Origin of the sequence: Pseudomonas sp. Pse1 (assembly GCF_024519635.1) — a bacterium.
Classification (GTDB): Bacteria; Pseudomonadota; Gammaproteobacteria; order Pseudomonadales; family Pseudomonadaceae; genus Aquipseudomonas.
This window is the reverse complement of record NZ_JALJRO010000004.1, coordinates 115,707-127,846: the sequence shown is the minus strand read 5'-3', so window position 1 is coordinate 127,846 and position 12,140 is coordinate 115,707. Positions and strand designations below refer to the sequence as shown.

Below are 12,140 nucleotides of genomic sequence, written 5' to 3'. Positions count from 1 at the left end.
ACCCCACCTTGTGGAGCGAGCTTGCTCGCTTCTACAGATTCACCACCACCGTGCAAGTAATCCCCGCCGCCAGCAGAACGCCCTCCGGCACTTCATCGATATGGATGCGCACCGGCACCCGTTGGGCCAGGCGCACCCAGTTGAAGGTCGGGTTGACGTCGGCGATCAGTTCGCGGCTCTCGGGGTTGTCGCGGTCGTAGATGCCGCGGGAAATGCTTTCCACGTGACCCTTGAGCACTTCACCACTCATCAATTGCATCTCGGCCTGGTCACCGACCCGCACGTGAGGCAGCTTGGTTTCTTCGAAGAAGCCGTAGACCCAGAACGAGTTCATGTCGACCACGGCCATTTTCGGTTCGCCGATGCGTGCGTAGTCGCCGCGATGCACATTGAGGTTGGTGACATAACCGTCCACTGCCGCCAGCACTTTGGTGCGCTTGAGGTTCAATTGCGCGGCTTCCAGTTGCGCCTGGGCGTGCTGGTAGTCGGCCAGTGCCGAGTCGGCGATGTTGCTGGCGTCGTCGCGGTTCTCGCGGGAGATCACCAGGTTGTCCAGGTCGGCACGCCGGTGGGCGTTGACCTTGCGCATTTCCCAGGTGGCCTTGCGCGAAGCCACCAGCGCTTGCGCCTGTTTGACCGCGAGCAGGTAATGCTCAGGATCGATCTGCATCAGCAAGTCGCCCTTTTTCACCAGTTGGTTATCCCGCACCGGCACGTCGACTACTTCACCCGTGACGTCGGCGGCGACGTTGATGATGTCGGCCCGCACCCGGCCGTCACGGGTCCAGGGGGTGTTCATGTAGTGCACCCACAACGAGCGGCCGATCCACAGCGCAAGGGCCAGCACCAGCAAGGTGGCAAGCAGACTGAAAAGCTTTTTCATCGAAGCGGTCTCACTGATAAACCGTCAGCGCCAGGGCGCCGAACAGGCAAATGAACAGGCTCAGGCGCAACAACGCCGGATGCCAGAAAAAACGGTAGAGGTCGTACCCGGAAAGAAACCGGTCCAGCGCCCAGGCCAAGGCGGCGGCGATGAAAAACATCAGGGTCATGGTCGGCATGTACACGCCGTGGAAGGCGATTTCACGAGGCATGGTCAGGTCCTTGCGGGGCGGTCAGCGCCGCCAGCGGCGATTGCGGGTCGAGCAACGAAGTGCGAATGAAATGCAGGTAACTCTTCACCCGGCGCAGGGCCGAGGTGTCGAAGTGCGGGGCGAAGGGCTCGTCGGTGGCCTGGACGCGACTGATGGCATGGTCGACGGCAATCAGCGCGCGCTCTAGATTGCTCTGCCCCGGCTGCAGGAACAGGCGCACCAGCGAGCGGCCCATGACCCGGATTGCCTGGCGCCACGGCTGCGACTCGGCGTAGGCCGGGTGCACCGGGAGAATCGCCTGCTCCTTGCGCAACTCGATGATCGCGTGACCGACCTGCAGCACCACGAACATCCAGCGCAGCAGATTGCGCTGCACCTGCGGCTGACCCACCGCCAGGCCATAGGCCTGGTGCAACAGGTCGCGAGTGCTGCTTTCGAAACTCGTCGCCAGGCCCTTGAGCTTGCCGCTGATGGCATAGACCACCTGGCCGCGCAGGTCCTGCTCCAGTCGGCGCCAGAGCCAGCGACTGTTGGGCGGCAGAATGATCGCGCCGGCGGCCGCGCAGACCAGCATGCCAATGACCATGGCGATGTAATCGTTGATGAAGGTGTAAGGGTTATAAATCGTCAGGTTGTCCGGCACCGAACCGGTGCTGAAGAAAATCAACAAACCCAGGCCAACGCCGACGTAGTGCGGGCGTGAGGTCAGGAAGGCGCCGAGCACGATCACCGGCGCCAGCATCACGCACAGCAGCGGGAAACCGTCGATCCACGGGAAGATAAAAAACATCTCGACGAAGCCGATCAGTGCACCGAGAAATGTGCCGCAGGCCATCTGGAACGCCATGCGTTTCGGATTGGGCGTCGCCGCAGACAAGCCGACCGTCGCCGCCGCGATCAGAGTCATGGTGGCGCCACTCGGCCACGCAGTCGCGACCCAATAGCTGCCCAGCACCAGCAGAATGAACGAGGCGCGAATACCCGACGCCGCCGCTGCCAGCCAGTTGGTTTTCGGTGTGAAAGGTTCGTCCCACTGCTCCCGTTCATGGCGGTGTTCGGCGAGCGAAGCGTGGGTCTGAGCATAACTGTGCAGCTCATCGACGAAGCGATAGAGCAGCTCGTAGGCGGTGTGGAAATCCAGCTGATCGGCGTCGCTCGGCGCGCTGTGTTCGAAAGCCGCGCGCAGGCTGCGCACCCGTGCTGGCAGGCCGTCCTTGTAAGCCGCCAGTTGACTGGCCAGGCGCGCCGCGTCGGCATGGGTCAGGGCCCGTCCGGAAAAGCCGTCGAGCAATTCCGCCAGGTCCTGCAACCCCGGCTTGATCGCCGCCAGCACTTGGTCTGCGCCAGTGTCGCGCAAGCGCTCGAGCAACTGGTGCAAGGCGTTGAAGCGGGTAGTGATGCCCATGAATTCGCTGTTCAGCCGACTGAGGCGGCCGTTGCGCCGGCGCATGTGCGGGTCCTCGAACACGGTCACGCTGCGCAGCCCTTCCAGGCCCACGGCTTCGGCGATGAAGCCGACGTTACGGCTTTCAAAGCTGTCGCGCTGGCTGCGTCCGCGCAGGCCATCGGTGACGAACAGCGCGAACACGCCGAAGCGTTGATACAGGGCGTTACGCATCGCGGCACTGGCGGTTTGCGGCAGGATCGCAGCGCTGACCAGGGTCGAGCAGAGAATCCCCAGGGAGATTTCCAGCACCCGCCAGACGGCCGCCATGAACGCCCCCTCAGGATGCGCCAGAGCCGGCAGGCCGACCATCGCCGCGGTGTAGCCGGCGAGCACAAAACCGTAGGCGCGGAAGTTGCGATAGCGCGCAGCGCCGGCCGTGCAGATACCGACCCAGATCGCCAGCGCCCCGAGGAACAGTTCAGTGTTCTGCGCAAGCAGGGCAATCAACGCGACCATTACTGCCGATCCGGCCAGGGTGCCGAGGAAGCGATAGAAGCTCTTGGCGAACACCTGGCCGCTTTGCGGTTGCATGACGATGAACACGGTGATCATCGCCGTGCGCGGTTGCGGCAATTCCAGGCGCATGGCCAGCCACAGGGTCAGGAAGGCCGCGATCAACACCTTGAAGATGTAGACCCAGGTCACGCCATCGCTGCGTGCCCAGTCGAAAAATCCACGGCGCCACTCAAGGCTATAAAGCCAGCGCAGCGGTGCAGGCAAGGGAGTCATGGTGTCCTGCTCAATGATCGAGGGCGGAGAGAATGGCCGGGGGTTTCGGTGCCTGGATTTTGCTGTCGGCCGGCACGTCGTCGCCCGCGCCGAGACCGCCGCCAAGGGCGGTGACCAGTTCGGCGTGGGCACTCAAGCGTGCCGCCTGGACCTGCTGTTGCACCTGCTGCTGTTTGAACAGCAGGGTTTGCGCGTTCAGCACATTGAGGTAATCAGTCAGGCCACGCTGGTAGGCGATCATCGCGATGTCATAGGTTTTCTGCGCCGCGGCCACCGACTCGGCGGCGAAGTCCTGCTGCTTGTCCATCGACTCGCGACGGATCAACTGATCGGAAATGCCCTTGAGTGCATTGATCAGGGTTTGGTTGTACCTGGCCACCGCCAGGTCGTAACCGGCCGAGGCCGAACCCAGTTCCGAGCGCAGACGCCCGCCGTCGAAGATCGGCAGGGAGATTGCCGGGCCGACGCTGTAATTGAGCTTTTTTCCGGTCAGGAACTCCAGCGCACCACCACCGGTGGCCATGTAACCCAGACTGCCAACCAGATCGACATTGGGGTAGAAGCCGGCGTGGGCGACGTCGATTCCGCGTGCCTCGGCAGCCACCTGCCAGCGACTGGCAACCACGTCCGGACGCTGCCCAAGCAATTGCGCCGGCAGGCTCGAGGGCAACTTCAGTGCGGCACCCAAGGCCAGGGTCGGACGTTGCAGCCGCGCGCCCTCGCCCGGACCTTTGCCAGCCAGGGCCGCGAGCTGGTTGCGACTGAGGGCGATTTCCTCGTCCAGCGCGTCCAGTTGGCGATGGGTTTCGGGCAACGGCGTCTGCGCCTGGCTGACCTCGAAATGGGTGCCGATGCCACCGTCCAGGCGCTTTTGCGCGAGGTCGAGAATCTGTTGTTGCTGGGCCAGAGTGGCGGCGACGATATCGCGCTGGGCGTAATGCAACGACAGTTGGATGTAGGCACGCACCACATTGTTCTGTAATTCCAGCTGGGCCATGCGCGCTTCGGCGGCGCTCATGTGCGCCAGGTCGACGGCACGTTCGCTGGCATTGCTTTCGCGGCCCCAGAGGTCGAGGGCATAGCTGAAACCCAGCGCCGCGTTGTTGTCCCAGGTGGTGGAGTTGGCCAGGTCGCCAGGTCCGTAGAACTGATCGGTGGGCCAGTTGTGGCGCTTGAGGGTGGTATCGGCATTGATCTGCAATGACTCCGCCGATTCCACCACGCCCGCCATGGCCTTGGCCTGCCGCACCCGCGCCGCAGCCATGGCCAGGCTTGGACTGCCCTGCACGGCGAGTTCGACCCAGGCGTCCAGTTGGCGATCGCCATAGGCGCGCCACCATTGTGCGACGGGCCAATGAGCGTCCTGTGCAGCGCTCTGGATGGCCTCGTCCGTGGCCAATGTATTGACATCGAGTGCCTTGCCCTGTGGGGCAATACCTCCGGTTCCGATGCAGCCGCTGATTGCCAGGGATAAAGCCAAAATACTGAGAGCCTTGAGCTCTCTGTTGATGCGACGCGGCACTGCTGCAGATTCCTGAGGGAAAGGTGTTTGACCGCGATGATTCTAGGGCTGGGGCCGTACGGCGATAAGCTGGGAATCCTGTGAATCTTTGTTACCGTTAACGAGATAATCCCTTGGTTGAATGCTTTGCCTCGTAACTTCATGTCACAATTTGCCATCTCCCTTGAGAGCACCCCATGGACACCTTGCAAAACATGCGCGCCTTCAGCTGTGTCGCCGAGGCTGGCAGCTTCACTGCCGCCGCCGTGCAGCTCGATACCACCACAGCCAACGTCTCGCGCGCGGTCTCCAATCTGGAAGCCCACCTGCAAACCCGTCTGCTCAACCGCACCACCCGCCGCATCGCCCTGACCGAGGCAGGCAAGCGCTACCTGCTGCGCTGCGAACAGATCCTCGCGTATGTAGAAGAAGCCGAAGCCGAGGCCAGCGATGCCCATGCACGGCCCGCCGGGCAGTTGAAAGTGCACACCATGACCGGGATCGGCCAGCATTTCGTCATCGATGCCATCGCCCGCTATCGCAAGAGTCATCCGGATGTGACCTTCGACCTGACCTTGGCCAACCGTGTCCCGGATTTGCTCGACGAGGGCTACGACGTGTCCATCGTGCTTGCCAGCGAACTGCCGGACTCCGGTTTCGTCTCCCAGCGCCTGGGCATCACCTACAGCATCGCCTGCGCCTCGCCAGCCTACGTCAAGGCGCACGGCTGCCCGACCAAGCCCAGCGACCTGCTGAACCACGCCTGCCTGCGTCTGGTCAGCCCGGTGATTCCGCTGGAGAAGTGGCTGTTCGACGGTCCCGATGGCCAGGAAATGGTCACCATCAACAGCTCACCGTTCCTGGTGAACTCTGCCGATGCGATGAAAACCGCGATCACCAGCGGCATGGGCGTTGGCGTGCTGCCGCTGTATGCGGCGATCGACGGCTTGCGCAACGGCAGTCTGGTGCGGGTGATGCCCAACTACCGCTCGCAGGAACTGAACCTGTACGCGATCTATCCTTCGCGCCAATACCTGGACGCCAAGATCAAGACCTGGGTCGAATACCTGCGCGGCTCGCTGCCGGAAATTCTTTCGGCCCACCAGGCAGAATTGGCGGCCTATGAGTTGAGTGGCACCCTGGGCGGCGCGCGCTTGACCAATTGAAGCGGATACGCGGTTCTTGTCCATGGGACTCGCGCTGACCCTGCCAAGAATGATAGCTTGCTTGGCATTGTCCTCCGCCCGATGAGCTTTCCCGCGATGAAAAAGACTGTACTTGCTTTCAGCCGTGTCTCGCCTGCCATGGTCGAGTACCTGCAACAGGATTTCGAGGTGATCGTGCCCAATCCCAAGCAGGGCGATATCAATGCACAGTTCAATGAAGCCCTGCCCCATGCCCATGGCTTGATCGGTGTCGGGCGCAAGCTGGGCCGGGCACAACTGGAAAACGCCAGCCGCCTGGAAGTGGTGTCCAGCGTCTCGGTGGGTTACGACAACTATGACCTGGCCTACTTTAACGAACGCGGGATTATGCTCACCAACACCCCGGATGTGCTGACTGAAAGCACCGCCGACCTGGCCTTTGCGTTGCTGATGAGCAGCGCCCGCCGCGTCGCCGAACTGGACGCCTGGACCAAGGCCGGCCAGTGGCAAGCCAGCGTCGGCGCGCCGTTGTTTGGCTGTGACGTGCACGGCAAGACCCTGGGCATCGTCGGCATGGGCAACATCGGTGCGGCCATCGCTCGTCGCGGCCGCCTGGGCTTCAACATGCCGATCCTGTACAGCGGTAACAGTCGCAAGACGGCGCTTGAGCAAGAATTGGGCGCGCAGTTCCGTACGCTCGACCAATTGCTGGCCGAAGCCGACTTCGTCTGCCTGGTGGTACCGCTGAGCGAGAAAACCCGGCACCTGATCAGCCACCGCGAACTGGCGCTGATGAAGCCTGAGGCGATCCTGGTGAACATTTCTCGTGGACCGGTGGTGGATGAACCGGCGTTGATCGAAGCGTTGCAGAACAAGCGGATTCGCGGCGCCGGGCTGGATGTCTATGAAAAGGAACCGCTGGCCGAGTCGCCGCTGTTCCAATTGCAGAATGCAGTGACCTTGCCGCACATCGGCTCCGCCACCCACGAAACCCGCGATGCCATGTCCAATCGCGCCCTGGCCAACCTGCGCAGCGCCCTGTTGGGTGAGCGGCCGCAGGATCTGGTCAACCCGCAGGTGTGGAAAGGCTGATTCAGTGGCGGCACGTTTGCCGGACGTGCCGCTGACAATCCGCTTATTACTATTTAGTTGCAGACTAACGCTTAATATCAAGCGACAAAACTTGCACGGCAACTCACAACCTGATTGCAGTCACGCGCTATAGACTCCGCCAATCGCCTAGAGAACTTCAATAACAGGCTCTATATCAGGAGAATATCGCGCATGATGAAACTCACGACCACTTGCGCAGTCAGGCGCAGCAAAATATTGATTGTCTTGATGGCAGCCACCTTTGGTTGCGTCACCCTCGTCAACAACTTCACGGACTACACCGCCTATTACGAATACATTGGCGAGATCCTCAGCATGACCACCACTGAAGGCAACGATTCACGTCGCTACCGCGCCGTCACCTCAAGCTATTTTCATCATCGCTTCTATTGGGCGATCATTACGTTCGAGACCATCTTCACGATATGTTGCCTGATCGGGACTTATCAGCTCTACCGAACTATCGAGGCACCCCGCAAGGAGTTCCAGAGCGCCAAGAAGTTCGCCATTATCGGCCTGACAACAGCGATCTTTGTCTACTACATCCTCTATGTAGTCATCATTAATGAATGGTTTGATGTCGAATACTCGACCAAGCGCAATGCCTTTGATTGGGCCCGCAGTAATCTCGCGTACATGTTTCCTGCGCTGATCTATGTCTCCCTGAAAAACGAACACTGATCACCCTCACGCGAGGTCGGCCTTCAGCGCTTTGCTGCGTGCCGAAGGTTTGCGAAACACCAGCACGTTACCCAGCATCACCAGCACCAACCCGGCCAACGCCGGCGCGGTCCACTGATAACCCTCGACCAGGGCCGAAACGTTCAGCGCCACCACCGGGAACAGCACCGTGCAATAGGCCGCACGTTCGGGCCCCATGCGCCCGACCAGGGTCAGGTACGCGGTGAAACCGATGACCGAACCCGGAATCACCAGGTACAGCAGCGAACCGACGTAACGGGTATTCCACTCCATATCGAAGGGAATGCCCTTGAATACGCAATACAACGAGAGCATCGCCGCGCCATAGGCCATGCCCCAGGCATTGGTGGTCAGAGGCCTCAGCCCGGCCTTCTGCTGCAGGCTCGAGAGCAGGTTACCGGCCGAGAAACACAGGGTGCCCAACAGCGCCAGACCCAGGCCGAGCAAGGTTTGCGGGCTGGCGCTGTGACCGACCAGCTCGGGCCAGAACAACAGGCCCAGTCCCGCTAAACCCAACCCGCCGCCCAGCAGTACGTTACGAGCAATTTTCTGCCGGAAGAACACCCGTGCATTGAGCGCGTTCCACAAGGTCGCCGTGGAAAACACCACCGCAACCAAGCCACTGGGGATCCACTGACTGGCGCTGAGAAAGCACATGAAGTTGATACAAAACAGGCACAACCCCTGAGCCAGGCAGATCAGATGGCCACGGCGGTTCATCACCTGCAGCTTGCGGCTGAGCAGCAGCATCACGAACAGCACCAACGCCGCCAGGCCAAAGCGATAGACGATCGACACCGGAATGGCGACCACCCCAAGTTGCAGTTTCAGGGCAATCCAGGTGGTGCCCCAGATCAGCACGGTCAGCACATACAACGAAAGGTTCATCACGCTCACTCCTGAAGATGGCCTTCAGTCTGTGGCGTGATGATCAAGCGCGCTTGCATAAACTTGCGCTTTTGTCGGCTGCCGGGCTGGCACGACCATGGCGAGGGAGTAGGATGCAAGGCGTTGGAGAAACGATCATGCCCGCACTCGAAACCCTGCAAGTCTTTCAAGCCCTCAACCGCTCGCCCCATGCTCGTCTGGAGCACAGTGCCGAGCTCGGTGACGGCATGGCTGCAGCCCTGTGGAACAACCATCACGACTCTCAGGACTACGAGGCGCCCGGGCATCACACCCTGTCCTGCTACCTGGCCGGCGGCACCGGGACCTTTCGTCGTGGACAGCCCGGCACCACCGGCGGCCCGAACAAACTCTGCATCCTCCCCGCCGAACACCAGTCAGCCTGGGTGATCAACGGCGAAATCCGCCTCGCCCACCTGTATTTCAGCCCCGACCAATTCGCCCTCGGCTGCATCACCCTGCTCGACCGCGAACCGCGCGCCGTGGAGTTGCAGGAGAGCACCTTTCTCGACGACCCGCTGCAGGCTCAACGCTTTCGCCAGTTGACCGAACTGAACTGGAAGGAGCCCGGCGAACGCCTGCTGACCAGCAGCCTGGCCCACGAAATGCTCAGCCACACCCTGCTCAACCAGGTCGGCCTGCGCCAGGGCTTGCGCCTCAAAGGTGGCTTGGCTGCCTACCAGCGCCGGCAACTGGTGGAGTACATCGACCAGCATCTGGAACAGCCCATCAGCCTGGGACAACTCGCGGCGATGTGCGCACTGTCGGAGTACCACTTCGCCCGGATGTTTCGCCAAAGCTTCGGCCTGCCGCCCCATCAGTACCTGCTGGCGCGGCGCCTGGCCCATGCTCGGCACCTGCTGCGCAACACCACCCTGCCCCTCGGCGAAGTAGCCCTGGCCTGTGGGTTTGCCAGCGCCAGTCATTTCACCAACCGCTTTCGGCAAACCATGCACGGCACGCCCGGCGAATTCCGCCAGGCGTTCTGCGCCTGAGCGCAGTCGTCAGAACTCCAGGGTACTGGACAACGACAGCTGCCGCGCATCGCCCATCGACACGAAGAACCGGCTCGCCGCCGAGGTGTAGTAGGTCTGGTCGAACAGGTTCTTGACGTTGAGCTGGAACTTGACCTTTTGCCCGTCCAGGCGAGTGTCGTAGGTGGCGAAGGCATCGGCCACGGTGTAGGCCGGCAAGTCAAAGTCGTTCACCGCGTTACCGGCCCGTTCGCCGACATAACGCGCCCCCGCGCCGACCCGCAACTGGTCACCGCCGATCAGGCTGCCAAAGTCATAAACCGCCGACAACGAGCCGCTGTTGCGCGCCACGTTTTGCAGTTTCTTGCCCTGGTAAGTCGGGTCTTCAGTGACCTCGGCATCGGTATAGGCGTAGCTGCCGATCAGGTTCCAGCGCTCGCTCAACTGACCGCTGAGGTCGACTTCCAATCCGCGCGAGCGCACCTCGCCCGCCGCACTGTAAATCGTCACCGGACCTTCGGAGTTGGCCACCAGCACGTTGCGCTTCTTGATGTCGAACAGGGCGATGTTGCCGGTGATCCGGCCCGGCATATCCAGCTTGGCCCCCAATTCCCACGACTTGGCTTCTTCGGGTGCCACGCTGCCATCGAGCACCGTGCTGCTGCCGCTCAGCGGGGCGATGGTCGAGTTGGGTTTGAAGGATTCGGTGTAGCTGCCGTAGAACGACAGTTCATCGGTGTAGCGATACACCAGGCCAGCGCGGGGCACCCATTTCTGTCCGTTGCTGTCGGTATTGGCCTTGAATGGACGGCCCTTCCCGGCGTACTGGTCGTACTCCTGGAAACGTGCACCAGCCACCAGGATCCATTGATCGGTGAGGTGAATCGAATCCTGGAGGAACACCGAGTCGCTGCGCAGCAGGTCGGTCTGTTCGCTGTCCGGGGCGCTCACTGTAGTGCCGGCCACTTCACGGCCGTACACCGGATCGAGGTAGCTGAAGCTCGGTGACAGGCTCTTCTGGCGGATCAGATCGGCGCGGTAAATCTTGCGGTACTCGTCGTCCACACCCATCACCAAATCATGCTGCATACCTGCCAGCTCAACCTTGCCTTCGAGGCTGAGGGTGGTGAAGCGATCGGTCGTCAGCGCGTCTTGGGTACCGTCCATGTTGCGGGTCAGGGTGCCCTTCACAGGATCGATGGCGGTGATGCGCACCTGGCTGGCATCGTAGGTTTCGCGGTTCCAGCTGTAGCCGAAGTGGGCGTTCCAGTTGTCGTCGAGCTGATGGTCGGCTTCGAAGTGGTAAAGGTCCGAGCGCCCTTCCATGTTGTTGAACGGCTCGTCGAGGCGCCGCGAGGCGGGAATATCCAGCGGGTGATAGGTCCGCGGATTGATCGCCGTGCCACGATCAAAGGGCGAGAGGAATTCACGGTGCTCGTACGCAAACAACAGCGAGGTACTGTCGCCGTACCAGGCCAGCGACGGTGCGATCAGGGTTTCGCGGTGGGTGCCGAAATTGCGCCAGTAGTCTTCGTCCTCGTGGTCCAACACCAGCCGGTAAGCCAGCCCGGATTCGCCCAGGGCACCGGTGCTGTCGAGGCTGCCACCGCTGCCGTTCTTGCCGTCACCATAGGTCGAGCCGCGCGCCGTCAGGGCGTTATAGCTCTGCAACTGGGGTTTCTTGCTGACCATGTTGACCACCCCGCCCGGATCCTGGATGCCGTACAGCAGAGACGCTGGCCCCTTGAGCACTTCCACCCGCTCCACCGAGGCGTTCAGGCCCCGGCCCTGCACGATCGGCATGCCGTCGCGCATGATCGAACCATTGCGGTTGTCGCCGAAGCCTCGGGTCATCACCGAGTCCTGGGTTCCGCCCAGGGTGTTGCCCTGGGTGATGCCGCTGACGTTCGCCAAGGCATCGTCAAGATTGCGCGGCGCCTGATCGCGCAGGACCTGAGCGGCGACCACGTTGATGGTCTGGGGAATTTCCTGCAGCGAGGCCGAGGAGCGGGCAATCGAGGTGGTGGAAGGCGGCTGGTAGCTGGTCGACTGATCAAGCGTCGAGGTGATGGTGGTCGCGCCGAGGTTCAAGGCGCCCGTGGTCGGCAGCGGTTCAAGGGCCAGCGTGTGGGCATCGGTCTGGCGGAAGGTCAGTCCCGACTGGCTCAACAACCGCTGCATGGCCTGCTCGGCGCTCATCTGGCCGTTAATCGCCGGCGCGGTCAGGCCGTAAGGGGCTTCATCGGTGTAGACCACGCTGAGGCCGGTGACCCGGCTGAAATCGCTCAGGGCCTGAGACAAGGGTTTGGCGGCGATACTGAAACTGAACTGCGTGCTGTGCTGCGCACCGACCTGAGCGGCCTGGGCGACACTTTGCGGCAACAGTGCCAACGCCGACACGGCCAACACTGAAACACCGAACCACTGCTGCTTGAACACTACCGAACCTGACCTGGACTTCATTGCTTGGACCCGTGTGGAGTAACGCACCGATGCGAATCAATCGCACTTTCATCAACTACACGGATG

10 protein-coding genes are annotated in these 12,140 nt (G+C 61.8%); 4 read left to right on the top strand and 6 right to left on the bottom strand.

The window, feature by feature from the left end; genetic code table 11:
* Window positions 1-31: 31 nt before the first annotated feature.
* Genes NR126_RS08040 through NR126_RS08025 form a run of 4 tightly spaced genes read right to left on the bottom strand, consistent with a single transcriptional unit; the run spans window position 32 to window position 4,792 of the window.
* Entirely contained in the window at window positions 32-883 is an 852-nt protein-coding gene (locus tag NR126_RS08040; RefSeq protein WP_256829990.1) for an HlyD family secretion protein, read from the bottom strand.
* Between the two features lie 10 nt (window positions 884-893).
* Window positions 894-1,094: a DUF1656 domain-containing protein gene (locus tag NR126_RS08035; RefSeq protein ID WP_027618604.1), complete on the bottom strand. Its 201-nt coding sequence runs from the start codon at window positions 1,092-1,094 to the stop codon at window positions 894-896.
* Window positions 1,084-3,270, bottom strand: coding sequence for an FUSC family protein (locus NR126_RS08030; RefSeq protein WP_256829989.1), 2,187 nt, complete (start codon window positions 3,268-3,270; stop codon window positions 1,084-1,086). The genes NR126_RS08035 and NR126_RS08030 overlap by 11 nt, the downstream gene beginning before the upstream one ends.
* A gap of 10 nt (window positions 3,271-3,280) precedes the next feature.
* Window positions 3,281-4,792, bottom strand: coding sequence for an efflux transporter outer membrane subunit (locus NR126_RS08025; RefSeq protein WP_256829988.1), 1,512 nt, complete (start codon window positions 4,790-4,792; stop codon window positions 3,281-3,283).
* Window positions 4,793-4,968: 176 nt separating this feature from the next.
* On the opposite strand from NR126_RS08025, the gene NR126_RS08020 reads away from it, so the two are divergent.
* The 3 genes from NR126_RS08020 (at window position 4,969) to NR126_RS08010 (ending at window position 7,710) form a co-directional block, all read left to right on the top strand.
* Complete coding sequence (locus NR126_RS08020) at window positions 4,969-5,937, top strand: LysR family transcriptional regulator (RefSeq protein WP_027618601.1); 969 nt, start codon at window positions 4,969-4,971, stop codon at window positions 5,935-5,937.
* 96 nt (window positions 5,938-6,033) lie between these two features.
* Complete coding sequence (locus NR126_RS08015) at window positions 6,034-7,008, top strand: D-glycerate dehydrogenase (RefSeq protein WP_027618600.1); 975 nt, start codon at window positions 6,034-6,036, stop codon at window positions 7,006-7,008.
* A 192-nt stretch (window positions 7,009-7,200) separates the two neighbouring features.
* The gene (locus tag NR126_RS08010; protein WP_027618599.1) at window positions 7,201-7,710 is read left to right on the top strand and encodes a DUF2165 domain-containing protein; all 510 of its coding nucleotides are present in this window, start codon (window positions 7,201-7,203) and stop codon (window positions 7,708-7,710) included.
* Window positions 7,711-7,716: 6 nt separating this feature from the next.
* Here the strand turns inward: NR126_RS08010 and NR126_RS08005 are convergent, their stop codons facing one another.
* Window positions 7,717-8,619 (bottom strand): DMT family transporter, encoded by a 903-nt coding sequence (locus NR126_RS08005; protein ID WP_027618598.1) that lies wholly within the window; start codon window positions 8,617-8,619, stop codon window positions 7,717-7,719.
* 137 nt (window positions 8,620-8,756) lie between these two features.
* On the opposite strand from NR126_RS08005, the gene NR126_RS08000 reads away from it, so the two are divergent.
* Window positions 8,757-9,632, top strand: a complete 876-nt coding sequence (locus NR126_RS08000; protein WP_027618597.1) for a helix-turn-helix domain-containing protein — start codon at window positions 8,757-8,759, stop codon at window positions 9,630-9,632.
* A 9-nt stretch (window positions 9,633-9,641) separates the two neighbouring features.
* Here NR126_RS08000 and NR126_RS07995 read toward each other — a convergent pair whose 3' ends face one another.
* On the bottom strand, window positions 9,642-12,074 hold the full coding sequence (locus NR126_RS07995) for a TonB-dependent receptor (RefSeq protein ID WP_256829987.1): 2,433 nt from the start codon (window positions 12,072-12,074) through the stop codon (window positions 9,642-9,644).
* Window positions 12,075-12,140 lie beyond the last annotated feature (66 nt).

What these genes read in the sequence shown, in the direction of transcription:
- NR126_RS08040 (WP_256829990.1), bottom strand. Translation starts at nt 883, where the DNA reads ATGAAAAAGCTTTTCAGTCTGCTTGCCACCTTGCTGGTGCTGGCCCTT.
- NR126_RS08035 (WP_027618604.1), bottom strand. Translation starts at nt 1,094, where the DNA reads ATGCCTCGTGAAATCGCCTTCCACGGCGTGTACATGCCGACCATGACC.
- NR126_RS08030 (WP_256829989.1), bottom strand. Translation starts at nt 3,270, where the DNA reads ATGACTCCCTTGCCTGCACCGCTGCGCTGGCTTTATAGCCTTGAGTGG.
- NR126_RS08020 (WP_027618601.1), top strand. Translation starts at nt 4,969, where the DNA reads ATGGACACCTTGCAAAACATGCGCGCCTTCAGCTGTGTCGCCGAGGCT.
- NR126_RS08015 (WP_027618600.1), top strand. Translation starts at nt 6,034, where the DNA reads ATGAAAAAGACTGTACTTGCTTTCAGCCGTGTCTCGCCTGCCATGGTC.
- NR126_RS08010 (WP_027618599.1), top strand. Translation starts at nt 7,201, where the DNA reads ATGATGAAACTCACGACCACTTGCGCAGTCAGGCGCAGCAAAATATTG.
- NR126_RS08005 (WP_027618598.1), bottom strand. Translation starts at nt 8,619, where the DNA reads ATGAACCTTTCGTTGTATGTGCTGACCGTGCTGATCTGGGGCACCACC.
- NR126_RS08000 (WP_027618597.1), top strand. Translation starts at nt 8,757, where the DNA reads ATGCCCGCACTCGAAACCCTGCAAGTCTTTCAAGCCCTCAACCGCTCG.
- NR126_RS07995 (WP_256829987.1), bottom strand. Translation starts at nt 12,074, where the DNA reads ATGAAGTCCAGGTCAGGTTCGGTAGTGTTCAAGCAGCAGTGGTTCGGT.